At 60.6% G+C, this 22,615-nt stretch carries 29 protein-coding genes and 1 tRNA gene; 15 read left to right on the top strand and 15 right to left on the bottom strand.

The genetic code is table 11. The annotated features are described in order from the left end of the window. Positions 1 to 32 precede the first annotated feature (32 nt). From rimO to X750_RS1000000163890, 6 genes are all read right to left on the bottom strand, one after another. Positions 33 to 1,346 carry a 30S ribosomal protein S12 methylthiotransferase RimO gene (gene rimO / locus X750_RS136215; protein ID WP_023691314.1) on the bottom strand — a complete coding sequence of 438 codons (1,314 nt, stop codon included), beginning with the start codon at positions 1,344 to 1,346 and terminating at the stop codon, positions 33 to 35. A gap of 141 nt (positions 1,347 to 1,487) precedes the next feature. Then, on the bottom strand, positions 1,488 to 2,147 hold the full coding sequence (locus X750_RS136210) for a TerC family protein (RefSeq protein WP_023668959.1): 660 nt from the start codon (positions 2,145 to 2,147) through the stop codon (positions 1,488 to 1,490). Positions 2,148 to 2,410: 263 nt separating this feature from the next. Continuing rightward, complete coding sequence (locus tag X750_RS136205) at positions 2,411 to 2,818, bottom strand: DUF930 domain-containing protein (protein WP_032904882.1); 408 nt, start codon at positions 2,816 to 2,818, stop codon at positions 2,411 to 2,413. A gap of 119 nt (positions 2,819 to 2,937) precedes the next feature. Further along, complete coding sequence (locus tag X750_RS136200; RefSeq protein ID WP_031243667.1) at positions 2,938 to 3,864, bottom strand: glycosyltransferase family 2 protein; 927 nt, start codon at positions 3,862 to 3,864, stop codon at positions 2,938 to 2,940. Further along, entirely contained in the window at positions 3,864 to 5,084 is a 1,221-nt protein-coding gene (locus X750_RS136195) for an FAD-dependent oxidoreductase (RefSeq protein ID WP_198021020.1), read from the bottom strand. Before X750_RS136195 ends, X750_RS136200 begins: the two co-directional genes overlap by 1 nt. Positions 5,085 to 5,127: 43 nt before the next feature. Further along, on the bottom strand, positions 5,128 to 5,517 hold the full coding sequence (locus X750_RS1000000163890; RefSeq protein ID WP_023748808.1) for an FdtA/QdtA family cupin domain-containing protein: 390 nt from the start codon (positions 5,515 to 5,517) through the stop codon (positions 5,128 to 5,130). A gap of 431 nt (positions 5,518 to 5,948) precedes the next feature. Between X750_RS1000000163890 and X750_RS136190 the strand changes: the two genes are divergently transcribed. Then, complete coding sequence (locus X750_RS136190; RefSeq protein ID WP_023730597.1) at positions 5,949 to 6,680, top strand: hypothetical protein; 732 nt, start codon at positions 5,949 to 5,951, stop codon at positions 6,678 to 6,680. Positions 6,681 to 7,027: 347 nt separating this feature from the next. On the opposite strand, the gene X750_RS136185 is transcribed toward X750_RS136190, so the two are convergent. After that, positions 7,028 to 7,219 carry a DUF3606 domain-containing protein gene (locus tag X750_RS136185; protein ID WP_023668952.1) on the bottom strand — a complete coding sequence of 64 codons (192 nt, stop codon included), beginning with the start codon at positions 7,217 to 7,219 and terminating at the stop codon, positions 7,028 to 7,030. 186 nt (positions 7,220 to 7,405) lie between these two features. Here X750_RS136185 and X750_RS1000000166585 point away from each other — a divergent pair, with 186 nt between their 5' ends. After that, positions 7,406 to 7,567, top strand: coding sequence for a hypothetical protein (locus X750_RS1000000166585; protein WP_084567205.1), 162 nt, complete (start codon positions 7,406 to 7,408; stop codon positions 7,565 to 7,567). Between the two features lie 147 nt (positions 7,568 to 7,714). On the opposite strand, the gene X750_RS136180 is transcribed toward X750_RS1000000166585, so the two are convergent. The 3 genes from X750_RS136180 to X750_RS136170 all read right to left on the bottom strand — a co-directional run bounded on the left by X750_RS136180 (position 7,715) and on the right by X750_RS136170 (position 9,564). Next, positions 7,715 to 7,804: transfer RNA gene (locus X750_RS136180), tRNA-Ser, on the bottom strand. 97 nt (positions 7,805 to 7,901) lie between these two features. Beyond that, complete coding sequence (locus tag X750_RS136175; RefSeq protein ID WP_023748809.1) at positions 7,902 to 9,059, bottom strand: site-specific integrase; 1,158 nt, start codon at positions 9,057 to 9,059, stop codon at positions 7,902 to 7,904. Continuing rightward, positions 9,049 to 9,564: a hypothetical protein gene (locus X750_RS136170; RefSeq protein WP_023748810.1), complete on the bottom strand. Its 516-nt coding sequence runs from the start codon at positions 9,562 to 9,564 to the stop codon at positions 9,049 to 9,051. The genes X750_RS136175 and X750_RS136170 overlap by 11 nt, the downstream gene beginning before the upstream one ends. A 164-nt stretch (positions 9,565 to 9,728) precedes the next feature. On the opposite strand from X750_RS136170, the gene X750_RS136165 reads away from it, so the two are divergent. From X750_RS136165 to X750_RS136115, 12 genes are all read left to right on the top strand, one after another. Further along, on the top strand, positions 9,729 to 9,911 hold the full coding sequence (locus tag X750_RS136165; protein ID WP_023748811.1) for a helix-turn-helix domain-containing protein: 183 nt from the start codon (positions 9,729 to 9,731) through the stop codon (positions 9,909 to 9,911). After that, the gene (locus X750_RS136160) at positions 9,911 to 10,108 is read left to right on the top strand and encodes a hypothetical protein (RefSeq protein ID WP_023748812.1); all 198 of its coding nucleotides are present in this window, start codon (positions 9,911 to 9,913) and stop codon (positions 10,106 to 10,108) included. Before X750_RS136165 ends, X750_RS136160 begins: the two co-directional genes overlap by 1 nt. Before the next feature lie 275 nt (positions 10,109 to 10,383). Next, a complete protein-coding gene (locus X750_RS136155; RefSeq protein WP_023748813.1) occupies positions 10,384 to 10,602 on the top strand; it encodes a hypothetical protein in 219 nt (72 codons plus the stop codon). Next, positions 10,580 to 11,236, top strand: coding sequence for a helix-turn-helix domain-containing protein (locus X750_RS136150; protein ID WP_023748814.1), 657 nt, complete (start codon positions 10,580 to 10,582; stop codon positions 11,234 to 11,236). Before X750_RS136155 ends, X750_RS136150 begins: the two co-directional genes overlap by 23 nt. A gap of 28 nt (positions 11,237 to 11,264) precedes the next feature. Beyond that, positions 11,265 to 11,636: a hypothetical protein gene (locus X750_RS136145; protein ID WP_023748815.1), complete on the top strand. Its 372-nt coding sequence runs from the start codon at positions 11,265 to 11,267 to the stop codon at positions 11,634 to 11,636. Between the two features lie 59 nt (positions 11,637 to 11,695). Next, complete coding sequence (locus tag X750_RS136140; protein ID WP_023667641.1) at positions 11,696 to 12,913, top strand: hypothetical protein; 1,218 nt, start codon at positions 11,696 to 11,698, stop codon at positions 12,911 to 12,913. Positions 12,914 to 13,117: 204 nt separating this feature from the next. Then, positions 13,118 to 13,618: a hypothetical protein gene (locus X750_RS136135; protein WP_031243673.1), complete on the top strand. Its 501-nt coding sequence runs from the start codon at positions 13,118 to 13,120 to the stop codon at positions 13,616 to 13,618. After that, on the top strand, positions 13,618 to 14,214 hold the full coding sequence (locus X750_RS136130) for a hypothetical protein (protein WP_023748817.1): 597 nt from the start codon (positions 13,618 to 13,620) through the stop codon (positions 14,212 to 14,214). Before X750_RS136135 ends, X750_RS136130 begins: the two co-directional genes overlap by 1 nt. 2 nt (positions 14,215 to 14,216) lie before the next feature. After that, entirely contained in the window at positions 14,217 to 17,207 is a 2,991-nt protein-coding gene (locus X750_RS01860; RefSeq protein ID WP_023748818.1) for a phage tail tape measure protein, read from the top strand. Continuing rightward, a complete protein-coding gene (locus X750_RS136125; protein ID WP_023748819.1) occupies positions 17,204 to 17,521 on the top strand; it encodes a hypothetical protein in 318 nt (105 codons plus the stop codon). Before X750_RS01860 ends, X750_RS136125 begins: the two co-directional genes overlap by 4 nt. Next, positions 17,518 to 18,828: a hypothetical protein gene (locus X750_RS136120; protein WP_023748820.1), complete on the top strand. Its 1,311-nt coding sequence runs from the start codon at positions 17,518 to 17,520 to the stop codon at positions 18,826 to 18,828. Before X750_RS136125 ends, X750_RS136120 begins: the two co-directional genes overlap by 4 nt. 82 nt (positions 18,829 to 18,910) lie before the next feature. Continuing rightward, positions 18,911 to 19,270, top strand: coding sequence for a hypothetical protein (locus X750_RS136115; RefSeq protein WP_023748821.1), 360 nt, complete (start codon positions 18,911 to 18,913; stop codon positions 19,268 to 19,270). A 170-nt stretch (positions 19,271 to 19,440) separates the two neighbouring features. On the opposite strand, the gene X750_RS1000000166130 is transcribed toward X750_RS136115, so the two are convergent. Together X750_RS1000000166130 and X750_RS136110 are read right to left on the bottom strand one after the other, a co-directional pair. Beyond that, on the bottom strand, positions 19,441 to 19,608 hold the full coding sequence (locus X750_RS1000000166130; RefSeq protein ID WP_023748822.1) for a hypothetical protein: 168 nt from the start codon (positions 19,606 to 19,608) through the stop codon (positions 19,441 to 19,443). Further along, positions 19,605 to 19,745, bottom strand: a complete 141-nt coding sequence (locus X750_RS136110; protein ID WP_348524495.1) for a hypothetical protein — start codon at positions 19,743 to 19,745, stop codon at positions 19,605 to 19,607. Before X750_RS136110 ends, X750_RS1000000166130 begins: the two co-directional genes overlap by 4 nt. Before the next feature lie 167 nt (positions 19,746 to 19,912). On the opposite strand from X750_RS136110, the gene X750_RS136105 reads away from it, so the two are divergent. Continuing rightward, positions 19,913 to 20,128 carry a hypothetical protein gene (locus tag X750_RS136105; RefSeq protein WP_023748824.1) on the top strand — a complete coding sequence of 72 codons (216 nt, stop codon included), beginning with the start codon at positions 19,913 to 19,915 and terminating at the stop codon, positions 20,126 to 20,128. Between the two features lie 52 nt (positions 20,129 to 20,180). Here X750_RS136105 and X750_RS136100 read toward each other — a convergent pair whose 3' ends face one another. The 3 genes from X750_RS136100 to X750_RS0133920 form a co-directional block, all read right to left on the bottom strand. Further along, positions 20,181 to 20,654 carry a Panacea domain-containing protein gene (locus X750_RS136100; protein ID WP_023748825.1) on the bottom strand — a complete coding sequence of 158 codons (474 nt, stop codon included), beginning with the start codon at positions 20,652 to 20,654 and terminating at the stop codon, positions 20,181 to 20,183. A gap of 2 nt (positions 20,655 to 20,656) precedes the next feature. After that, positions 20,657 to 21,490 carry a hypothetical protein gene (locus X750_RS136095; protein ID WP_023748826.1) on the bottom strand — a complete coding sequence of 278 codons (834 nt, stop codon included), beginning with the start codon at positions 21,488 to 21,490 and terminating at the stop codon, positions 20,657 to 20,659. A gap of 440 nt (positions 21,491 to 21,930) precedes the next feature. Continuing rightward, positions 21,931 to 22,410, bottom strand: coding sequence for an MgtC/SapB family protein (locus tag X750_RS0133920; RefSeq protein ID WP_027050850.1), 480 nt, complete (start codon positions 22,408 to 22,410; stop codon positions 21,931 to 21,933). Positions 22,411 to 22,615 lie beyond the last annotated feature (205 nt).

Raw genomic sequence — 22,615 nt, forward strand, 5'->3', positions numbered from 1 at the left:
AGGGCGCCGGGAGGCGCCCTTTTTGGTAATTTCTAAACCGCCGAGCCGTAAAGGTCGTAGGCGTCGGCGCGGTCGATCTTGACCGTGACGATGTCGCCTTGGCGCAGCGGGCGGCGCGACTGGATATGCACCGAACCGTCGATCTCGGGCGCGTCGTATTTTGTCCGGCCCTTGGCAGACGTGCCATGCGCCTCGTCGATCAGCACCGGCAGGCGCTTGCCGACCTTCTTGGCCAGCTGCGTCGCCGAGATCTTCTGCTGGCGCTGCATGAAGCGATGCCAGCGCGCTTCCTTGATCTCCTGCGGCACCTGTTCGAGGCCGAGATCGTTGGAGCGGGCGCCGCGGACCGGCTCGTATTTAAAGCAGCCGGCGCGATCGATCCTGGCCTCGTCCAGCCAGTCGAGCAGCATCTCGAAATCCTCGTCGGTCTCGCCGGGGAAACCGACGATGAATGTCGAGCGTATCGCCAGATCCGGGCACACCTCGCGCCAGCCGCGAATGCGCTCCAGCGTCTTTTCGCCATGGGCTGGACGGCGCATGTTCTTCAGCACCTGCGGCGAGGCGTGCTGGAAGGGGATGTCCAGATAGGGAAGGATTTTTCCATCCGCCATCAGCGGGATGACATCGGCGACATGCGGGTAGGGGTAGACATAGTGCATGCGTACCCAGATGCCGAGCTTGCCCAGCTCCTCCGACAGGTCGAGGAATTTCGCCCGCACTTCGCGGTCGCCGAACATCGACGTCTGGTACTTGATGTCGATGCCGTAGGCGCTGGTGTCCTGCGAGATGACCAGCAATTCCTTGACCCCGGCCTTGGCCAGCTTCTCGGCCTCGCGCAGCACATCGGCCGCCGGGCGCGAGACGAGGTCGCCGCGCAGTGCGGGAATGATGCAGAAGGTGCAGCGGTTGTTGCAGCCTTCGGAAATCTTGAGATAGGCGTAGTGGCGCGGCGTCAGCTTGACGCCTTGCGGCGGCAGAAGGTCGATATAGGGATCGTGGCTGGGCGGCGCCGCCTCATGCACCGCGGCCATCACGCTCTCATAGGCCTGCGGGCCGGTGATGGCGAGGACGTTGGGGTGCTTCTCTCGGATGACGTCCGGCTCGGCGCCGAGGCAGCCAGTGACGATCACCCGGCCGTTTTCCGAAAGCGCCGAACCAATGGCGTTGAGCGATTCGTCGCGGGCCGAATCGAGAAAGCCGCAGGTGTTGACGACGACAAGGTCGGCGCCGTCATGCTTGCGTGCGATCTCATAGCCTTCGGCGCGCAGGCGCGTGATGATGCGCTCGGAATCCACAAGCGCCTTCGGGCATCCAAGGCTGACGAAACTGACGCGAGGCGCAGACATGAGAAGACATTCCGGGTTTTTCGGGATCGGCGGCCAGTACCACACTTATTGCGGCATTGGTATGGGCAGCGGCTGCGGCGAACGCGACCACTGCCTCCGGCAGATACCCATGCTGCTACAGAAGCTGTGGGACCGGCAGCGTCAGCTCACCACAGGACTGACATGCGGCCAGACCTCGACAACGCCGCGATAGACCATATCGATCGCGACGTAGAGAATGATCAGCAAGCCGACATAGGCGATCCAGCGGTGGCGATGCAGCAGCTTGGCAATGAAGCTCGCGGCCAAGCCCATCAAGGCGATTGACAGCACCAGGCCTATGACAAGCACCGGAAAATGATCGCGCGCCGCACCTGCGACCGCCAGCACATTGTCCAGCGACATCGAAACATCGGCGACGACGATCTGCAGGGCCGCCTGGCCGAGCGTCTTGCGCGGCGCCTTGCCCCCCACCGTTCTGTCGCTGTTGAGGTCGGAATCGGACAGGGCCTCGGTCGCCTCGAACTCGTCGGCATGCGACGTCCGCAGCTCGCGCCACATCTTCCAGCACACCCACAACAAAAGGATGCCGCCGGCCAGCAGCAGGCCGACAATGGCAAGAAGCTTGACGGTGACGGCGGCAAACAGGATGCGCAGCACAGTCGCCGCCAAAACGCCGATCAGGATGGCTTTCTTGCGCTGCTCGACCGGCAGGCCGGCGGCGGCAAGGCCGATGACGATGGCATTGTCGCCGGCAAGCACCAGATCGATGGCGATGACCTGGAGGAGGGCCGTCATGCTTGCAGCGCTGAAAATGTCCATCGACCGGAGCCCCTTGCTGTATCGGCGTGTTCGTCGTCGGATATGCCGACGCCCTAACGTGTATGGTTCCCGCGCGTCAAGAGACTGCCGGCGCAATTCCAGGAAAAGTGCGTAGCGGTTTTCCGTCCGGAATTACGCAAAAACAAAGAGTTACAGTGGGTCAGCTGCTCCATAAAAAGGCTGAACCGCTCTAACCGCCGACGCTGAAAGCCACGGGAATAGGGAAGGTCGTTCTGCCAGAGAGAATTCTGGTCGCAGCGAATTCAGTCGTAGAGATTGTACTTGGCCCAGTCGGCTTCCGGAATCTCGTCGCCGATGCGGTAACGGAACTGCAGGACCTCCATATGGTCCGGCGCCGTCTCGCATTTGAACTTCAGCCGGTACCACTGTCCCTTGCTGCGGAAGGCAGCACCCGGGCTGCGGATGACATCGGCTTTCATTTCCGGCGTCGCGAAGGCATAGGCGACGACGCGGTCTGCCTTGTACTTGTGGTCGTCATGGCTGATGCGGTCGAGCACTTCGGCGTCGCATCTCTGCTCCAGCCGGGTCTCCGGGTCGAGTTTCAGCAGGCCGGCGCGCAGGGCGGCGTCCATCGCGTGGGCGGGCCAGGCCAGCGTCACCGAGGCCAGCGCCGCAAGGAATAGTTTTTTCATGGGCGGGAGAACGACCATAACTCGCGTGAAAAATCAACCGGAGTGCCATTTTGGGGCAGCCGGATATGCGCGGAAATCGTCGTTGGCCGGGCAGGGTGTCTTGACGCAGCCGCTTTGACACGTCGCCGGCGCCATTCTTAATTGTCCGGGCTGCCATGCACCGATTGCCTGTTTCCCCGTCTTTCCGCTTCTCGCGATCGCGGCAGCCACCGCCACGGCCGCAAGGCGATATAGGCAGCGAGGAAGGTTCTCTGTGCCAGGCCGGCCTCGCTGTGCCAGACCTCCCTTATCCCCGCCGCCCTCAATGCCCTTCGTTGGGTGCTGTTGCGTTCCCAGCGCCGGCTGATGCTGCCCGCCCGATAGTATTTGTGGCAGAGCACTTGCGGCACGCGGACAAAGCCGCCGAGCAGCGACAGATGCAGAAGCCAGGTCCAGTCGGCGCTGAATTCGCCTTGGCTGTTGGGCTTGATCCCGCCGCTACGGTGGAACGCCCAGGCCCTGAATATCCCACGATTGGGAACCCACCATCCATGCGGCTGGCGCGCCATCGCCCGGCCACGCGCAAAACCGTCCTGCAAGCCCTCCAGCAGGTCGAACTTCCACGTGGCACTTTCGCCGCTTACTTCGATCACTTCGACATCGCTGAACGACAGTACGGCCTCGGGATTGGCATCGAGCGCCCGCACCAACGCCTCGATATAGGTTGGATCGATGACGTCGTCATGGAAGGCAAAGAACATCAATTCGCCGCGGGCATTGGCCATCAGATCGTTGGAATTCTTCAGCCATCCCAGGTTTTTGTCCCGGCGCAGGATACGGACATCGTCGCGGCCGCCGGCGAAGGCCGAAACGATCTCGAATGTCGCGTCGGTCGAATTGTCCTCGCCGACCAGGATCTCGATATTGTCCCAGGTCTGCGCGGCGAGGCTGTCCAGCGTACGCGAAATGAATGCAGCCGAATTGTAGCATGGCACCAGCGCGGTGACCTTCGGCCGCCAGCCGGATCGAAGCTGGATTTGTTTCTGCGCTACCTGCTTCGCGCCGCCCTGTTCTGTCTCACCCATCATCCGATCCCGCAGATTTGCCGCGCCAGCCTGTCGGCAAGCCACGGCGCCGTCGAATATTTACCTGTGTCGACCGAGATGTAGTTGCCGAAGCGGTTGATCCCGAATTGGTCGCGGCGATGGATCGTGGCTTTCGGGTCGCTGAGCGAACCACGCCCTTGCGCAAACACGAAGCCGCCGCGCGCCTCAAGCTCCTCGGCATCGTCGAACATGCTGGAAACACTGGGCACCAACCGGGTGAGCGTGGCGCGAACGTTGCCGATGAACCGCTGTCGTGCGTCGGCATCGAGCGCTTGTGGCGTTTCGATCGACAATACGCCATTCTCCGCAAGCAACCCGCTCGGATACCAGGAGAGATAGAAGTTACGCCCGTCATAGTTTTTTATGTCGCCGAACGGGCCAAGGGCGACGACCGCGCACGGCACATCGACAGGCTGCCTGGTGCGGCCGAACAGGCAAAGCCGGTAGCGGTGCGACCATCCGGGAACCGGCTCGATGCCGGCCGTGCGGTCGACAGCCAGCCGCCCCTCCCATAGGCAATTGACGACAATGTCGAACGCCTCGCTTTTCTCGCCTGCGACCGCCACGCGCCATTTCCCGTCAATTCCGTCCACCGGCTTTGCCGACAGGACTTTGGCCGCCATTCGCAAGCTGATGTTGGGTTCACCCCGAAGCACGGCGCAAAGCCGGTCGGCAACCCATCGCGTGTTGATGGATCGCTCCGGCACCTGGAAGCCGCCGACGATCTGGTCCGAGTTGGTGACATCGGCCAATTCAGTTCTGGAAAGCCGTTTCGACCGCGCCGCCGATACGTCGGCAAGGTAGCTGGTGGCGTCAGCGTGGCTGCGCACCAATACATCCACACGTTCAAAGATTGCCCCCAGCGCCTCGGCAGCGACGATCGAGTTGCGATGGACCAGATAAAGGTCTTCCGAAAAGGTCGTGTGCGCTTCCAGATTGCTTCCGATCAGCTCGGAAACAAGCCTGCCGAAACACAGTCCTCCCGAAAGCAGATGCCGGGCGGTCAGCAGCGAGGGATCGTTCCCGTAGAGATAGCCGAGATGAATCTTGCCCTCGTTCCAACGGCTGGCGCAGGCCATCGGCTCGCTCTCCTTGTCGAAGAGGGACACCGCGTAGCCTCTGCGTGCCATCATGAGAGCGAGGCTGGCGCCCATGATGCCTGCGCCGAGAATAGCCATTCTGCCGCGAGGCGCTGTCATGTCCTGGCGCGCATCGCGGCCTCTCCTTTCCCGATGAGTGTCATCAGGGGTTCGATACGTAGTTTTCAGGGTCGTATACGGTATCGCAGAAAACCAGCAAAGCCGGGTTCTCGCCTTCATAGGTCTGCAGCGCCCACACCGCGGCATCGACCAGCACCGCGCGGTTCGATGCGGTGAGCGTCAGCCGTTCGACCTGTTCCTGGTAGCGAAATTCGATGCCGATCTCGCCCGACAGCTGCATCATCAATTGCCGGCCCGAGCCGTGTGCATGTCCGCCCCGCGACGTGCCGCGCGGCGCGGTGACGACGAACGCCCGCACGGCTTGGAAATTGTAACCGCTGAACTCGATAGCGGTCAGCATTCCCCTTGGATCGTTATGTAACGAAGTGGGGATCTCGGTGACCTTGCCGCCAAAGAACGTTCGATGCTGCATAACGTAAGCCCGCCAGATGCCGGTCGAAATTTTACCTCAGACTAGCGCTTATATCAAAAGACAGGTAATACAACCACTTAGGCGGTGTTTGGGAACACTGCAGCGGATCGATGTCGAGCTCGGCCTCAGGCCGATAGGTGCCGACTACCGAAGGTCGCCGCGCCGTCACGACTTCTGAGTCGCGGCCGAAACCACGGCTTAAGACCTTGGTCTGAGCGGTCTAGGACCTTTGAGTTCGGAAGGCCGCCCGGTTCCAAGGAGGGTGATCTACTTCAGCAATTTCAAAGAGTTATGCTGGTTGGCGTTTCGCCGGCCGGCCGCTTCGTTCTCGCAATGAAAGCACATCTATATCCAAGTTTACCCTTTGTGTTAGCGATTCCTCATGTTGCCCGGTATAGCGGTTAGTGGCGGTGGCAATCTCGGAGGTAGTTATGACATCCCGAAAGACCCTTTTTGCTGCATTTGCAGTGTTCTCGCTTCTGGTGTCGCCGGCCCTGGCTGCTGCTGGTGGCAACGGCCATGGTAACGGCCATGGCAATGGTAACGGCAATGGCAATGGCAATAGCGGAGGAAACGGTAATGCTGGCGGCAATGGCGGAGGCGGCGGTTCGGTCGGCAAGTCGGCATCCGCCAAGGGCCAGGCCCCTAAGGGCCAGGTCGCCAAGGCCGCTACCCCTTCTGTGTCCAAGGAAAAGAATATCCATGCCAAGCTCGGCCGGTTGAACTCGCTTCAGCGCAACGCCAACGCCTTTATGCACTCCAAGAGCAAGAACTTCGCTGGCGTGCAGGCTTTTGTGACACAGTCGGCAATAGCCAAGAACGCTCAATCGGCGCTCGACGCCGCCAATCAGGCGGTTACCGACGCCAAAGCGGCGCTCGACGCGCTGAATGCGAAAGCGGCTGACCCGAATACCCTGCCCGAAGATGTCCCGACGCAGGCCGACCTCGATGCAGCACAGGCAGCGCTCGATGACGCCACCCAGGATGCGGCCGCTGCTCAGACCGCCGCCACAGCTGCCGCTGCCAACGTCCCATCGATCGATGCAGCCCTTGCCCAAATGGCCAACAAGCCCGTTGACCCTGAGGTGACAGATTGGGCCAATAGCGTACTTGCCGACAAGATCGACCAAGTAGCCGCCAAGCTGGCGCCGGCCGCGCCTTAAGGCCCCATGCGGCGGCAGCGATCCAATCGACGATAAGCCGTCGGGTCCGCCCGGCGGCTGCACCTTTCTCGCCTATCTGCAGCGTTGGTCCCAATGCAGGTCCGAGATTCTGGTCATGGCTATTTTGCGAAATCTCCAGCCGGGCCGCCGTCCTCAAGGCTGAATTCATGCGTGCTTCGCGCATCTTCATCGACCACACGAAACCAATGCTCCTGAAGCGCTCTAGGCGACACCCTTTGGCCCGTGACCTTCTCTACCGCAGATAACGGATCATCGGCGTTCGTGGCCTGAGATGAGACACACTCCTCTCCATGCCACTCTTCCACCTGGTACTCTGGCATGCCGGCCTACCTACCGCTCCCCAGAGCCTTCGCTTCCCGCTCCAGCGTCTCGCGTCGGTTGCCGTGCTTCGCGATCAATTCCTTGACCTGCTGCGGGGTGATGCCGGCCTTGGTGGCGAAATACTCGACTTCATAATCCTCATCGGCAGAGACGCGGTCCCGATCGCGGAAGTCCGTCTTCGTTTTGTCGTCGGCCATTTGCTTTGCTCCTGGTTGAATGATCAACCGCAACGTGCAGCCGCAGCCTTTTGTTGCAGCGGAGCCCGGATTTCCGAAACGGTCACATGGGAAAACGACCCTCAGTCGCAGGAGGTGCTGGTGTTGCTGTAACTTTGAACGGAACGGTTCTTCTCCTTGACGGTTGTGACGTGAAGGAGATGCCTCATGTTTGAAAGTGTGATGTGGTTGATCGTCGTTGCTGGTGGGCCACTGTTGCTGGCCCTATTGATGGCATACGTTCTTATGACCCGACGCCACCGTGGTCCTGCAGAACGCATGGAAAGCGACCGCGCGACCAAACGGCTCTATAGCCAGGACGAACGTTGATCCTTAGGCTGGCGCAACGTTTGCGCTCACGCTGGCCCGCTGCCTCACGGTGGCAGGCTTCTTCGTTTTAGGAAGTTAGGAATAACTTAGGAAAGATTTGGCCCTCTTTGAAAATACAGAGGCAATTCAGCACGGTAGCCAAATATCTGGCGGAGGGAGTGGGATTCGAACCCACGGTGGGCTTGCACCCACGCCGGTTTTCAAGACCGGTGCCTTAAACCGCTCGGCCATCCCTCCGTCGTGATTTTTCAATCACTTAGGCGCTACGCAGTCGGCCCATTTTGACCTGTTGGCACCGGATTGGCACCGAAGGCGTTCCCGACCGGTTCGCGCTTCATTCCTGTAAAGCGGCATTGAGGGCCGCGTCAACCACCGCTGCGGCGCCTTCCTGCTGTCCTGGCAGCAAGTGCGCGTAAATGTTCAGGGTGACTGATGGATTGGCATGGCCGGCGCGAGCCGACACGACATGCACCGGAACGCCGCTGCGCAACAGGTGCGTGATGTGCGTATGCCGGAGGCCATGAAAAGTGACCTGGGGAACGCCTGCGGTTCCGGCTTCTCGAGCGAACTCTTTCGAGAACGGGCGAGGGGTTCGAATGCGCCCATCCCATGTAGGGAAAGCCAGATCCTTCTCATCCTTGCCCATGCCGAGTTTCAGGCGATGCTCGGCCAATTCCTTCCGATGCCGGCGGAGCTCGACCACCAACCGCGCGGGCAGGGCGATCGTGCGGCGGCTGCGATCGGTTTTCGGTTCCTTAATCGCGAGGCCGACCTTCGTTTCCTCGACCACCTGGACGACTTGGAGCGTTGCTCGGTCAAGATCGATATCCTTCCACCGCAACGCCAGTACCTCGCCACGGCGCATTCCGGTCGACGCAGCCATGAGCACCGGCATGTAGATCGAGCGGCCCTTGAGGTGGCCTAAGAGGGCTTTCAACTCGTCATCGTCCAGCACCTGGATTTCCTCACGGCGCACCTTGGGCGTGGTCTGCACGGCCGACATGGGGGACTGGCGAAGCTTCCTCGCCTTTACGGCCGATGACAGGATCTGCGAAAGCAGCCGATGTACATGCTGGATGGTTTGCGCGGCCAATCCGCCCTTGCCATCCCGTCGGCCAGCAGTGCGCAGGTGCTCATAGAACTGATCGATCCGGGTGCCGTCGAGCTTCTGCAGACCGACGGCGCCGATCTGCGGGATGATGTGCTGCTCGACAATCTCGCCGTACCGCTCCAGCGTCTTGGCCGACGTCTTGGATGGGGCGATCGCCTTCAACCAGTGGCGCGCATATTCGGCGACCGTGGACATCGCCCGCTCGACGAACGTGCCTTCATCGATCTGGTTGAGCCGCTTCGAAAGCTCGGCCTCGGCTTCCTTCTTCGTGCCTCGCACAGTAGCGAATTGCGTCAGCCGCTTGCCCGTGACTGGATCAGTGCCGAGGTCGAATTTCAGGCGCCATGAAGCCTTGCCCCGCCGCGTGATGTTACCGCGCATCGTCGTCGCTCCTCGTGCTGTCGGCCCGGACGCGCAGGATGTCGATCTGGCGGACCATAGCCGATAGGTTGATTACAAGGCTGCGCCTAACGCCGTCGACGCGCACCATGGCGGCGTTCCGCCAATTGTACGCAAAGCCAAGGCCTTCGCCGCTCAGCGGTCCCGTCATCAATCGTGGTTCAGAACAGAAACAAATTTCGTTAGCAGCAGTGCGCCCGCGACGGGCTTCCTCGAAATGCTTGAGGATGTCGGGCCATGCCTCACGGATGAAAGTTACCACAGTCGTCGGATCAATTCCGAACTCAGCCAACTCGAGACAGAAGGCCCATTGGAAGATCTGCTCATCGTGGTACCAGATTTTGGTGCCGCGCCCTGGGTTTGAGCCTAGCGGCACTCCGAGCCGCTTGAGGTGCTTCAACCTAGCGCGGAACGCTTTCCCCTGAATTTCCGACCCCAAGCCGTACATCCCGGCCAGCACGGCTTCGGCAGCGGCATACGTCAACATCTCAAAAATCCCCGTTGATAGCGGACCATTCCGCCTAATCCCTGTGAGTAGTGTAAGTGTGCACTTGACGATTGTAAACCCCGTCCGGTATTGATTAGTGTATTGGTGCACTAACCGTTCGGGATGGTCCCGATTGGAGCACCTTGGAAAAGGAGACTTTCGCAATGGTCGAAGTCACTACGCGCCAGACCGTCACGATCGCCGAAGCGGCGAAGGTACTGGGCATTGGGCGTAACGCCGGTTACGAGGCCGCCCACAGGGGCGAGATCCCCACAATCAAGATCGGGAAGCGGATCCTCGTTCCGCGCGCTGCCTTGGACAAGTTGCTCAAGGGGGAGGCGGCATAATGGGCCAGACCGACCTCGACCCGAACTTTGTCATCCAAGAGGCAGCGCGCTTCATCGTCGAGACCCCCAAGGCGCAGCGCCCTGGCGCGGCCATCGTCGAGATCAGGAGCCGGTACCCGCTCGATGCGCAGGACGCCTGCGCTGCGATCCGCCTGGCCAACCTGATCAGGGCAGGAGGTGTCGATGCAGCCGCCTAACAAGCGAAAACCCGCCGCGGATCAGGCGGCGGGCTCATCGGGAGTGTCGACGGGGGACCGGATCGACGATCAGGACCATACCACGTCCGCGAACATTGTTCAAGAAAGCGGCGGAATTTCCAACGAGCGTCAACAAATACCGAACAGCCATGTAACGTATTCATCGAAGTGTTACGTCACGGTCTGTGTCGGCTGACGACATGTTTCAGACTGGACGGCGAGACCAGATGACGTGTTCTGGAACCTGCCGCGTCAAAGCGCATCGCAACGGTGCCATGGAGCGCCGCAAGCGCGCTGCGGCTGTGACTGGCGCCGATCCTGCCGGCGTCGGTATGGCAGCGGCTCTGCTTCGCCTGCGGCCCGATCTGGAAGCCGGCATCATGGCTGGCACCATCGACTTCGATGACGTGATGCCCGACCTAAACCGGGCGTTCGTCGATCGCCTTTTCCAGGTCGTTGCGATGAGGCTTGATGGCGCCGATGGCAAAACCTGAGCGCAAGCGGCTGCCATGGGAGAAGGAACTCGTCGACCTCAACAAGTTCGATTGGTTGACTGCCGTCGGGCTGTCTCACTGGCACAAGCATAGCCCGCTGCAACTGCGCGTTGCGATCGGACTGATGCAGCATGCCGACCCGGAGACGATGGTCGCCTGGCCCTCTCAGCAGACACTCGCGCAGTATGCCGGCGTCGCCAGCGAGAGCCAGATTCGCCGTGCCATAGTGGCGCTATGCGACTCCGGTTCGATCGGCCGCGGCCGAATATCAAGCCTTTGCGAACAGGACCAGGCCAAGGTGACGCGCAACAGGCGCGGCGTGGCGTATCGGCTGAATTTATTCTGGGCGTTTGAGACCTTCGAAGCTGCGCAAAAACCATTGCGAGCGATGCCGAAGCAGCTGAGGGACGGCAAGGCGGCCAAGACGGGATCGACGCCGGACGAACAGCTTGACCGCTCTACGGTAGAGCGCAACGACCGCTCTACGGTAGAGCGCCATACACCGCCCTACGGTAGAGCGCCTTATCAGGAGGGAACAGAAGAGATCAGTGAAAAGACGGCAGGGAACGAGGAAGGTTCAGTGTCTACAGGCGCGACCCCTCCCAACGCCTACGCCTTAGCCAAGGGTGGCTGACCAATTGTTCCAGGTGCTACTCGCCGAGATGATCGTCGACCTGATGCTGGCCAAGCTGTCGCCGGCAGCACGTGAAGCGTTCCGGCGCGGCGACCTTGAGGCCCAAGCGGCATTTGCAAGGCAGTATTCGCCAGCGCTGGAGAAACGGGCCGTGCGCCTGGTGCGCGCCAGAGCCCTCAACGAACTGCGCAGCGAGGGATACTCGGACGCGGCAATCGCTGCCGAGATGAGCCGCTATGCCGGCAATGGCTGGAAACGGGATCGAACGAAGGGCGACTGCCCTGAAAGCTACGGTTGGCCGGCGGCCATGATTTGGCTGGCCTTTATGGCGCGGCCGCACCCGCTGACCCGGCAGGGTGTCGCCGAAGCCCTTGAAATGATTGAGGTCACCCGCAAGTAAATTCGTGTTTTTTCCTGCAGGCCCCTCGGCGATGATTGTCGCAACGAAGGAGCTTTGAGATGTCTCACCCGCACGACCAACTCGGCGCCGCCATGCTCGGCCAGAGCCACCCGGAAAGCACTCAGCCGCACGCATCGGCCTGGGCGGACTTCCGTGCAAAGCATTCGCCGAGCCCGCAACCCGCAGCCCGCGCGCCTGGCCAAGACAGCCTGGCTGCCGCCAACATCCCAGCCGCAGGCGGCCATGATGCCGGAGTAGCTGGCCGAGCCGCAGATCTTGCTGCCGGTATCATGCCCGATCTCGTCAGCAACCCGATGTCCAGGCTGACCAAGCCAATCGACTTCGAAAAGGTTCTTCCTCCGGATGCAGCTGAACGCCTTCGGCGCTTGCGGGAACTGAAGGCTGATAGTCACGCGGTCTCGACCCTCATCGGCAATGACGCTGACGAGGCAAGAATCGAGGTGCAGAAGCAGCGCGCCAATCTTTCCCAGGCAATAGCCGATGCCGAGTTCACCCATCGCTATGCAGAACGGAAGGCGGCCGGCGAGCCTTTCCCGATCGTCGACGCGGCACAAGCCAAGTTCGACCAGGTGAACGAAACGCATGAACGTCTCCTTGAGCGCCGTCGTCCATATGTCGAGAGATCGCAAGGGATCGATCGCGTGCTTCGCGCCGCTGAGAAGTACATCCTTCCGAATGCTGGCAGGCTGACCGCTGGTCCCAAGCTAAAGCCCGGCAAGTCGGACACCATCGACGTTGTTGCCGAGCGCATCGCTCAGTTCCGAGCCGACATCACCGAGACGACCAGTGCACCGTGGCCGGCGGATGATGCCAAGCGCCGCGCAACGCTGGAGGTCGACACACTCGCCAGCCGCGGGCGCATCCGGGTTTCGCAATCCATCGATCACGGGCAGCAGTTGCATTGGCCGAGTGAGAAGACGATCTTGCGCGGGTTCGGTCGATTGGACGCTCTCGGCCGCTCGGACAACTACAACGAGTTCGAGGTCAGCGCGGACGTCGCCATCGTCACATGGCTGCACCGCGACGCGCTGCTCGCCAAACTCTTCGAAGAGATCGACGCCTTCGCCGATGATGCGCGCGCCCTAACAGCCGACCAGCGCAACAGCGCTCTGTCCAAGCTCAACAGCAACATCCTCGCCGAGCAACGGCTGATTGCCGAGATCGTATGGCGGGAAGACGCGCATGATCGCTGGCCGGCCGACTGTGACCCGCGTGCCGTGCTCGGGATAGACGGACCAGAGCCGAGACAGGACTAAGCCAATGCTTCACGCTTCCTTGCTGGGTTTCGTGATGCTGAACGGACGGCGGGCTCGCGAGGTTGGCCGTCCTGTGGTCGGCGACTGTGTTCTCCGGTCGCCGACCACCACCCCACCCCCCATTAAGGTTCCGAACGGTCATTTCCCCAGTGTATGCGGGGCGTCACAGGGCGATCTTCGCGGATTTTTGGGGATTTCAAAATCATGATTTCCGCTTCCCCTGAGAACGTGACGGCAAAGGCTTTGGCAACCGACCTGGGGCTGACCGCTCGTCGCATCCGGCAACTCACTGCGGCCAAGATTTTCAGCATTGAGCCGACTGACGATCTCTACGATCTCGACCGTTGCCGCCAGCGCTATGATCTGTACAGCGACAGGGAATCACCGGCTTGGAACCGGTTCTTTGACCGTGTCGCCGAGGATACGACGAATGCCGATCGCTTCTGTAATGCGGCTCTGAAGCCGAAGGGATCTCAAGCCGATTTGCAGAAGGCGGTTCACGCCGTCGAGAGCATGTTCTCAGATATCTTTTTCATGGTCGCGGCCAAGTCAGGCACGCAAGCCGAGCGGGATTTCGTCATGGGCATATGGCAGCGCGAGCAACGCGCCGCCATGCAGCCGCTCTTGTGGCGGGCCTGTGAAATCATGGGCGATCGGACCGGACTTTCACCCGAGCAAGTTGCCAAGAAACTGGAGGCCGCCTGATGCTCTTGGACCAATTCGGCCGGCCAGTCCGGTACATCCAAAAAACCGACATCGAGATCAACGCTGCTATCGCGGAGGAGCTTCGCGCCGAGGAGGTAGCCAGAAGCCAGGCCGAGGAAGAGGCCGGCAGCTACGTTACGACGGACGGCGTCTATGCCGACCTCGCCGAGTATTATGCCGAGCGGACCAGCCTCGCGAAAATGGGCCTGCCCGATCCGAACGCCTGGTCAGCACACAATCGCCGCCACCATGAAGCCTCTCTCGCCGAACAATTCGTCACCCCGGCCGAGCACCAGCGCGCGTGCGCAGCGGCCCGGTCCCAGGGTTTCGCCCAAGGCCTGGCCGAGAGCCGCAAGGCCGGCGCCGCTGCGGAGGGCAAGCGCTTCATGGACATCGTCCACGGCTGCAAGCACAACGACGCGCGCTTGTTCGCGGCGCTCAACCTGGCGCTCGAGTTCCCGCAGATCACAGCGGAAGGCTGCATCGACATGGCGGGCAAGCATTTCAGCCGCGGGACGGGCTCTGCCTCGCTGGCAAATCGCGATTCGCTGCCGGACAGCCTGGCAATCGCAAAATCTCAACTCGCTGGGGCATAGCCATGGCCGCAACCATCAAACAAAGAATTCAGCTGGACGGCGGGAAAGAACTCAAGCGCGAGCTTGAAGAGTTCGGCGCCGCCGGCCGCAAGGCGTTCAGGGACTTGCAAACTGCCGCTGCGCAGACGAAAGGGCTTTCGCCCGGGTTTTTCAACTCGCTGAAGCAGGCCGAAGTTCAGATCAAGGCGCTCGGCGTTCAATTCGCAAAGACAGGCAAACAGATCCAGGATGTTGGCAGGTCACTGACGACATCGCTGACCCTTCCGATCGTTGGGATTGGCGCTGGCGTTCTCAAGGTGTCCGGCGACTTCCAAAAGGCGATGAACAATTTCGCCGTCAATGCTGGCGTTGCCGGTGCGGCGCTGGAGGAGGCCAAGGCCAAGGCCAAGGAACTCGGTGTTGCGTCGGTGTTCTCGACCACTGAAGCCGCCCAAGGCATGACCGAGTTGGTGAAGGTCGGCGTCGATTTCCAGACCGTCATGGGCGGTGCGGCCAAGGCTATGGTCGATCTGGCGGCGGCCAACGATACAGGACTGACCGCATCGGCTGGCGTGATCGGCGACGTCATCAACCAATTCAAGTTGAGCGCGGCGCAGTTGCCCGGCATCGTCGACCAGATCACCGGCGCGACTATTCAGTCCAAGCTCAGTTTTGACGACTACCGCCTGGCCATTGGCCAGGCAGGCGGCGCGGCCGGCGCGCTTGGCGTGTCGTTCGAGGATATGAACGCCGTGCTGGCGGCGACGGCTTCCAGCTTCAGCTCCGGGTCGGACGCCGGCACGTCCTTCAAAACCTTCCTGACGCGCCTTGTCCCGCAGTCCAAGCAGGCTGCGGCGATGATGGACAAACTCGGCCTGAAATTCTTCGACGCATCCGGCAAAATGAAGTCGATGTCGGAGATCGCCCAGGAATTGCAGGACAAGCTCGGCAAACTGTCGCAGGAGGATTTGAACGACGCAGTCTCCACCATCTTCGGCACCGACGCACTCCGCACCGCCATTGCTCTCATGGCGCAAGGCGGCAAGGGCATCGACTCCATGATGGCGCATCTGAAGAACACGGATTCGGCCGATATCGCCGCAACCCGCGTCAAAGGCTTCAACGGCGAGCTCAATAAGCTGGGGGAGGCTCTTAGCAATCTTGGCATCGCGATAGGCGATTCCGGCTTCCTCAAGTTCGCCACCGACATCGTTATCAAGCTCACCGACTGGACGACAGCGCTCGCCACGGTGAGCCCCGAGATGTTGAGGTTCGGAACCATCATCGGCGGTATCGTGGCATCAATTGGCCCGCTGCTGTTCGGCATGGGTCTGGCGACGCGCGCGTTTGGCATTATGCTTGAAGGCGTCGGCGGAGTTATCGGCGGTCTGGTGCGCCTTCGGGCGGCCCTGCTATTCATCTCTGCGAACCCGATCGTGATCGCCATCGGCGTCATAGCGACAGGGCTTGGACTTTGGGCAACGCGCGCCGACGCCGCGACGGCAGCACTCCAACGCCATGAGGGCTTGGTCGACGAGGTGAGGAATGCCTACGACAAGGCTGGGCGTGCCGTCGCCAACATGTCGGCCGAAGTCGTCAACGGGCTGATCATCAAGAACCGCGACGCCCTGAAAGACCTCACGTCGGCGTTTGAGTCTGAACTGACGCAACTGCGCGATCTTGCCCGCCTAAGTGGTGAGCAGGGCATCAAAAGCCCGTTCGCAGAGGCGCTCAAGGAATTCGCAGCAGGCGGGAGTTTCGAGGCCTATATCGCAGCGGTCAAGTCTATCGGGGCGTCTAACCCGGAGCTGAACGATGCCGCGACCGAATGGCTCAACTTGGCTGCCGGCGCCGCGGCGCTCAACGACAAGATCAAGCCGACCAAAAACGAATTAGACCTCCTTACCAAGTCGATATCCGATTCCGAGTTCCAATCCAGGCAGGCGGCCCTTGGCATTGCTGGCTATGGTGACGATGCCGCAACGGCGGGGGCCAAAGCGTCTGCTGCCGTCGATGAGAATGCCAAAAAGGTTGGCGAGCTCAATCGTCAGATCACCGTTTTCCGCGGCGGCGGTGCTGGCGGAAAACTCACCAAGGAAGTGTTCGACGTGGTCGACGGCGTAGCCAAGAGGGCCGAGGAGGGCAAGCAAGCTCTCGACGGCCTGAAAGGCAGCGTCGACGCCACCAGCGGCGCCGTGGATGGCGTCAGCAACGAAATCACAAACAGCATCAGCACGATCGCGCCGGCCGCACAGGAGGCCGCTGGCGCCTTCAACAGTTCGCTCGGCAATCTCGACTCCGGCGCAGCCCAAGCGGCCGCAGAGGCCATCGTGGCGCCGTTCGAGACACTTCCGGGCAAGCTGTCTGCCATCCTATCTGGAATGCGTGCCTTGCTGCAGGGCGGGTTCTCCGGTCTCGCAGGCATCGTCAACAGTTTGGCGGCCCAGGTCGAGGCGGCGATCGCTCGGATCCTGGCCTCGCTCCGGGCAGCAGCGGCGGCGGCGCAGTCTCTCCGCGCGGCTGCCAGCTCGAGTTCATCTTCCGACGGCGGCGGTTCGCATGGTGGCTTCGCCCGTGGCGGCCATCTCTCCCACGGTCCTGGCACCGGCACCAGCGACAGCATCCTGGCCCGGCTCAGCGTCGGCGAGTTCGTGATCCGGGCGAAGGTCGTGAAGGCTCTCGGTGCTGATTTCTTCGCTGCGCTCAATGCCGGTGTCATGCCCGACATCGACGCCTTCCGCAGCCTGTCGAAAGGCTTCAGCCTGGGCGGGATCGCCGACGGTCTCACTCGTGGCATGGCCATTCCGCGCTTTGCCGGTGGCGGCTTCGCCGACCTCAAACTTGCAGGGGCTCCTGCCGGTTCCGGTGGGACGATGAACGTCAAGCTCGACTTCGGCCTCGGCGTTGGTGATGTCTTCGACTTGGTGACTGACACCTTCACCGCCACCCGGTTGCAGCAATTCTCGTTGAGGCAAGCAAGCACCAGTGCAGGCAGGAGGCCGGGAGGCAAATGAGCGATTTTCCCGACTTCGATCCGGCCACCATCCCGGAGGCCTATGATCCGCAGAATCCTCTGGTGCGGGCAAACCAGGCTGAATTTCAAAAGGAGTTCGGCGACTTCCAGAGCCGCCATATCGCGGGCTTCCGCATGGGGCCGGCGCCGAAAGGCGAGTGGGTCGGGATGCGCTTCGACATGGAAGACGGCACGACCGTCAACGTGTCGGTTCCAATCACCCTCTGGCAAGCCTTCGGCAACGAATACGTGCTCGCCATGATGTCGGCGGGCCAGATCATCCAAGCTGCCTATGGGCATGAGGGAGCCGCATGATGCTCGCACCATATATGCTCGGCGGATCTCCACGAGGCCGCGCCATTGTCATCGGCGGCGGGGCCGGGGATAGCGACGGCGGCTTTGTCGACGATCCTGTCGTTACCGTCACATCGACCGGTGACGCCACGGTCAAGGGCAAGGTCAAGCCGGGCTCGTTCGGCAAGTTCGTGTTTCCGCTGGCGACGATCGCCGCCGGCCGGCAATACACCTTCCGTTACACGCCGCATTTCTCGCAGCTCGCCCAGCAGGGCAAGCTGGCGATGGTCGGCTTCGGGCTGAAGACCAGCAACGACTTCCACATCGTCGGGCTTCGTGGAGACGGCGCCACAGGGCTCAACAAATACAAGGTCAATGGCACGCCGCCGAACGGCTGGAACGTGCAGACCGGGCATACGACTTCGGACGGTGGCGCTGCGGCCGCTGGAACACAGGCGGGGCCGAATTATATCAGGCTGGTCACCTCGGCGGACGGCACGACCTACAAGTTCCAGACCAGCACCAACGGAACGTCCTGGAACACCGAATATTCGGGTGCCGCGATCACCCCATTCACCAACGTCTCTGGCGTCACCACCTTCGGCATGGCCTTGTGGTTCAACAATGCCGACGCCGGGCCATTCTCGATCGACATCGACCAGTTCGCCGACGCGGCGGCACCGGTCGAGATGGTCTACAGTTACGAAGGCGCGACCGTCGATAACACCAACGCAACGACCTATACGTTCACTGCCAAGAACATTGGAGCCGCTGGCGCGGGACGCCTAGTCCTGGTTGGTGTCAATGGCAACGTTAGTAATGTCGGGACTTCCAGAGCGGTGAGCGGCGTCACCGCTAATGGCAATGCCATGACCAAGGGACCGGAAGTCGTTGGCGCCACAGGCCATGGCTCTGTCTCATGGTTCTATCTGCCAATCGCTGCGGGGACCACTGCCACGTTTGTCGTCACATTCGCTGGCGCGGCTCCGAGCAATTGCACGATTGCCGTCTACAGGCTCTTTCCGGTCAGCGGCACGCCTGTAGACACCGCAAGCATCAGTGGAGGCACACCACAAACCCTGTCCGACCTCGAAGTCAAAACGTCCGGGGCGGCCTTCTTCCTGTCGGGCTCGATCACCGGCAGTGGCGCGGTCGGCTCATGGACCGGCGCCGATAGTCCAATTCATGATGAGACTGCTTTGACCAACGATCGGCCTGTTGCGACTGACGCATGGTCGATACCCACAACAGAGAACGATGCGACCAGGGATTTCACCGTCACCCTGTCCGGCTCGATCATCAAGGCTGTGGGCATCTCGTTCCAGTAGCTGCGAGACAGCGCGCGCGGGTTGCCTATAAGCTGCGGCTTATGCAATATCGAAGCACCTTTCCCAGCGATGAGGTGCGCCCTTGCAAGACCACGAGCTTATCGAGCGACCTGGCAAGGGTTGGACGCCATGGAAGGAAGGCCCGGTCGATGTCGAGATCGACAAGGTCTGGTGGGCGGCTCGATCTCTGCACTTCGCCAAGCTCAACGTGTCCTGCTGGTTTGACGGGTCCGATCTCGTCGCGATCGAGCATTGGGGATTCCGCCGGCCGAAGTGGACGATGAAGACCAAGCCCAAGGGCTGGCAGCCGTTGCCGGAGGCCTATCGTGTGGCCCGTGAGGAGGAGCAGGAGGCCGCACTGGAGCGCTTCCGTGCAAAGCAGGCCCTGAACAGGGCAAGGGTGCTGAAGCTCTTGGAGAGCCGCCCTACGCCAGCCTTTTGACGGCATGTTTCCGCAATTACGGAAACTCTCGAAGCGCGGCCAATAAGCGCAAATTTGCGCTTGGTCCAAGATCGGTGCGGAACCGGAAACTCGCGCTAACCGGTGCCGCCACCGGTACCAGTTTTCAGAAGGTGGCATCGGAACTCAAACCGGGGTATTCTGAACCGCGGTTAGAAGGCAGCGTCGTATGCCGATCGCAAGGCCCAGACCAAAACCCAAAGAACGCCAAAGGCGCCACCGGCGAGCCACAGAATGACGAGACTTGCGGCGACGAAGCCAGGAACCCCATCAATGATCTTGGCTGCACGGAATGCGACGCGCCAGGCCCACTTCTTCATTTCCGCAGTCTGACACCAGCGCCGCCGCCGTTCTCGGGGATGAATTCGACGCCGGCAGATTCGAGGGCGGCGCGCAGTGCCTCGATCGTCTCAGGTGCGCCGGCAGAATGGCCGTTTTCGAAGCGAGTCACCGTCATGGATGAGATGCCGGCTTTGTGAGCCAATTGGCGCACGCCGATCTGAAGCGCGGCTCTAGCCATTCGGCACTGTGATGGTGTGATCATTCGTGCCCCTGTTGACACTGTATACAGGCGATGGCATGTTTACACTGTAAACAGCATATCGAACCCAAAGGGGATTTACAATGCCGAACACCACTGTTCTGGCGGCCGGCGAAGCTATGCCTGGCGCCGTCTCAGCAGCGACAGCGCCGAGCAACGACATGATCGTTATGCCGTTCCACCACGCTTACAGCAACGACTTCGGCATGATCCCTGTCCACACCGACCGGCATTTAATGCTCGTCTCGCCGACCAGCTACGACCCGGAGCATTACCCGCCGGGCTCTTGCATCCAATAGGTCCGGGGGCCCCAACCCATTGGCCAGCTGCCGATTGTGGCGGGGCTCTTGCCTAAAGAATACCCTCGATGTCCCGGTAAATCTCTGCCGACTTCACCAGGTTCAGCCGTGCACCGCGTACACCTGTCAACACGGGATAAGTCGAATAGACGAGTTTAATGAAGGGATCCCAGTGCAAGCGTTTCGTCTGCTCGATGACGTGGTCAAGTATTTGCGCTTCGGCATTCGAGACCCGATCATCGGCCTGCTTGTCAGCTAGAACGATGGTTTCCTTGGGTTTGCCGAACATATTGTATTCAGATTTCACGGCAAAGGCCGGGTCTTCGAGTGCAGTCTTATGGACGTCATCAACGTAAGGACCGAAATGATTAAACTGCCAGGCGATATCGGTCATCTGCTGCTGATACTCGATCGCAGATTTCCAGTCGGCCAAGTAGATCATCTTAGTCAGACGAGCTTTGGACAGCTCATGCTTATGAGGATAGTTGCGTATCAGATAAGTCATGACGTTGCGAAGGTCAGCCATCCTCAGAACCCCTTCCCATGAGCATATTCAAGTGACGGTTCGTGCACCTGGAGCACCTCGAGTAAGAGCACGAGTTCCTTCCCAGAGCCGCCGCGCATGCGCCGATCCAATGTAGCTGCGGAAAAGCGGTCCGCAGCCGTGCTTTCAAAAACGACTATAGCATTTCTGCCTGTCTTCTGCGAATTATTGAGGGCAAAAGCGGCTATAGAACGGGGCTTCATTGTCATTGCTTGGACAATCGCACTAGGGAGTTGCCAATCAGCTTCGCACCTAGCGAGATAAGCTTGAGAATCGGCCTCAGGATCGGGAAGATCAGTGACAACACATTTTCCATCGCCCGATCGCCATGCTGCACCGATTACGCCCTGGTTGGCCGGATAAACGCTGCGGCCGGGTTTGGCGAGTTCTGGCCTAATGGAGAACCGACCGACCATCATGAACGCGTCATCAGCATATCGGTAAACGCTGATGCGATCTTGGCCGTCGAATTTGAGCTCTTCAGCCAAAGCCTGCAGGCGCTTCGTCCATGTATCGAAATAGTCGGTACCAAAACTGGCGATCAAACTTTGAAGCTTAACGACCTCGTCTTTGGAAGCCGCGAGCCCGTGTTCTAGAGACCCTTGCCGGCTGGTACTATATACGACACCGAAGACCGTAACGAATAAAGCTAGACCAGCAAGTGCTCTTGTATGCCAAGCTAGGGTGGGATCGGGGACGATGTCCAAGAGATCGGTGGCGAACGTCAGTCCGACAGCAGACACCGCCAGAGCAACGGTGAGTAGGTTGCGATCGAGATAGCGCCCAACCCTCCTAAGAGCCCGCTCAATTCCACCCATCAACCCCTCGAATGTTCTGAGTCGTGCAGCTACCAATCCTTGCAGGAAAGGATTGGCACCGCAATTGGCACCGGACGGCGAGGGAAGGGCAGGGACTGGGTAGGACGGCAGATGGATTGCGCCAAAGAAAAAGCCCGGAAAACCGGGCTATTCGGGACGGTCAACGACAAGTCGGGATGGCTTTCACCACGTTTCAAGACCGGTGCCTTAAACCGCTCGGCCATCCCTCCAACGTGACTTTTCAATCATCTAGGAACATCAACCGACCCAGTGAACGACAGTTGGTATCGAATGATACCTGTCCTTCCGGACCAGCTTGCGGTTCATTTCTCTAGAGCGTTGCCCATCGCCAAGTCAACCATCGGCGCTGCCATGGATAATAGGGGGTGGCGTTCGTTACCCGAACGGAGCTGCGAACCCGTTTTCGAAGGAGCCGGGATCTAATTACGATCCTTGCTGCCGACCTGCACAAGTTGCAGAAGACCCAGCACGACAAGTGCGAGCAAGGTAGCCAAAGCCGCGATCTGCCAGAACCCGAGCCCAACCGCCAGGCCTATGGCGCCTGCCAGCCACATGCCCGCCCCAGTGGTAAGCCCTTGAACCTCGCCCTTGGAGAAGAAGATCAAGCCGGCGGCCAGAAATGCCACGCCGGCAGTCGTGGCTTCGATCAAGCGGATAGGATCAATGGCGATTTCCTGACCGTCGAAGACGTGAAGGTGAGTAATCTCGATCGTGAGGATGGCAATTAGAGCCGTCGCAACACAGACGAGGATGTGTGTCCTCAATCCGGCCGGCCGGTTGCGCCATTCGCGTTCGATGCCAACGATGGAGCCAAGGACGGCCGCGAGCAAAAGCCTGGCTGAAATTACGGAAAAAGGCAGCCACGTCTGTTGCCCAAAACGTTCAATGAATTCATCCATGAGGCGCAGAACGTATCTCGGGTCGGTCGGTTCCAGGCAGCCGCGCTTCGTGCCATAGATTCACATTCAGACTCCAAGGGCCTGGGCTAGGTCTCGAAGGTTGTGTGCGTCAAGTTCTGCAAAATGGGGCAGCCATGATGCTGGTCATGCGGCTTGGCGCAGAGCGAGCTTCTTGTGCTCGCGCAGGTCGTCCATGTTGATGTAT

This window comes from Mesorhizobium sp. LNJC391B00 (assembly GCF_000502535.1).
GTDB lineage: Bacteria > Pseudomonadota > Alphaproteobacteria > Rhizobiales > Rhizobiaceae > Mesorhizobium.

Excerpts from the sequence above, each read along its gene's own strand:
- rimO (WP_023691314.1), bottom strand. The coding sequence starts at position 1,346 with ATGTCTGCGCCTCGCGTCAGTTTCGTCAGCCTTGGATGCCCGAAGGCG.
- X750_RS136210 (WP_023668959.1), bottom strand. The coding sequence starts at position 2,147 with ATGGACATTTTCAGCGCTGCAAGCATGACGGCCCTCCTCCAGGTCATC.
- X750_RS136205 (WP_032904882.1), bottom strand. The coding sequence starts at position 2,818 with ATGGTCGTTCTCCCGCCCATGAAAAAACTATTCCTTGCGGCGCTGGCC.
- X750_RS136200 (WP_031243667.1), bottom strand. The coding sequence starts at position 3,864 with ATGGGTGAGACAGAACAGGGCGGCGCGAAGCAGGTAGCGCAGAAACAA.
- X750_RS136195 (WP_198021020.1), bottom strand. The coding sequence starts at position 5,084 with ATGACAGCGCCTCGCGGCAGAATGGCTATTCTCGGCGCAGGCATCATG.
- X750_RS1000000163890 (WP_023748808.1), bottom strand. The coding sequence starts at position 5,517 with ATGCAGCATCGAACGTTCTTTGGCGGCAAGGTCACCGAGATCCCCACT.
- X750_RS136190 (WP_023730597.1), top strand. The coding sequence starts at position 5,949 with ATGACATCCCGAAAGACCCTTTTTGCTGCATTTGCAGTGTTCTCGCTT.
- X750_RS136185 (WP_023668952.1), bottom strand. The coding sequence starts at position 7,219 with ATGGCCGACGACAAAACGAAGACGGACTTCCGCGATCGGGACCGCGTC.
- X750_RS1000000166585 (WP_084567205.1), top strand. The coding sequence starts at position 7,406 with ATGTTTGAAAGTGTGATGTGGTTGATCGTCGTTGCTGGTGGGCCACTG.
- X750_RS136175 (WP_023748809.1), bottom strand. The coding sequence starts at position 9,059 with ATGCGCGGTAACATCACGCGGCGGGGCAAGGCTTCATGGCGCCTGAAA.
- X750_RS136170 (WP_023748810.1), bottom strand. The coding sequence starts at position 9,564 with ATGTTGACGTATGCCGCTGCCGAAGCCGTGCTGGCCGGGATGTACGGC.
- X750_RS136165 (WP_023748811.1), top strand. The coding sequence starts at position 9,729 with ATGGTCGAAGTCACTACGCGCCAGACCGTCACGATCGCCGAAGCGGCG.
- X750_RS136160 (WP_023748812.1), top strand. The coding sequence starts at position 9,911 with ATGGGCCAGACCGACCTCGACCCGAACTTTGTCATCCAAGAGGCAGCG.
- X750_RS136155 (WP_023748813.1), top strand. The coding sequence starts at position 10,384 with ATGGAGCGCCGCAAGCGCGCTGCGGCTGTGACTGGCGCCGATCCTGCC.
- X750_RS136150 (WP_023748814.1), top strand. The coding sequence starts at position 10,580 with ATGGCGCCGATGGCAAAACCTGAGCGCAAGCGGCTGCCATGGGAGAAG.
- X750_RS136145 (WP_023748815.1), top strand. The coding sequence starts at position 11,265 with ATGATCGTCGACCTGATGCTGGCCAAGCTGTCGCCGGCAGCACGTGAA.
- X750_RS136140 (WP_023667641.1), top strand. The coding sequence starts at position 11,696 with ATGTCTCACCCGCACGACCAACTCGGCGCCGCCATGCTCGGCCAGAGC.
- X750_RS136135 (WP_031243673.1), top strand. The coding sequence starts at position 13,118 with ATGATTTCCGCTTCCCCTGAGAACGTGACGGCAAAGGCTTTGGCAACC.
- X750_RS136130 (WP_023748817.1), top strand. The coding sequence starts at position 13,618 with ATGCTCTTGGACCAATTCGGCCGGCCAGTCCGGTACATCCAAAAAACC.
- X750_RS01860 (WP_023748818.1), top strand. The coding sequence starts at position 14,217 with ATGGCCGCAACCATCAAACAAAGAATTCAGCTGGACGGCGGGAAAGAA.
- X750_RS136125 (WP_023748819.1), top strand. The coding sequence starts at position 17,204 with ATGAGCGATTTTCCCGACTTCGATCCGGCCACCATCCCGGAGGCCTAT.
- X750_RS136120 (WP_023748820.1), top strand. The coding sequence starts at position 17,518 with ATGATGCTCGCACCATATATGCTCGGCGGATCTCCACGAGGCCGCGCC.
- X750_RS1000000166130 (WP_023748822.1), bottom strand. The coding sequence starts at position 19,608 with ATGAAGAAGTGGGCCTGGCGCGTCGCATTCCGTGCAGCCAAGATCATT.
- X750_RS136110 (WP_348524495.1), bottom strand. The coding sequence starts at position 19,745 with ATGACGGTGACTCGCTTCGAAAACGGCCATTCTGCCGGCGCACCTGAG.
- X750_RS136105 (WP_023748824.1), top strand. The coding sequence starts at position 19,913 with ATGCCGAACACCACTGTTCTGGCGGCCGGCGAAGCTATGCCTGGCGCC.
- X750_RS136100 (WP_023748825.1), bottom strand. The coding sequence starts at position 20,654 with ATGGCTGACCTTCGCAACGTCATGACTTATCTGATACGCAACTATCCT.
- X750_RS136095 (WP_023748826.1), bottom strand. The coding sequence starts at position 21,490 with ATGGGTGGAATTGAGCGGGCTCTTAGGAGGGTTGGGCGCTATCTCGAT.
- X750_RS0133920 (WP_027050850.1), bottom strand. The coding sequence starts at position 22,410 with ATGGATGAATTCATTGAACGTTTTGGGCAACAGACGTGGCTGCCTTTT.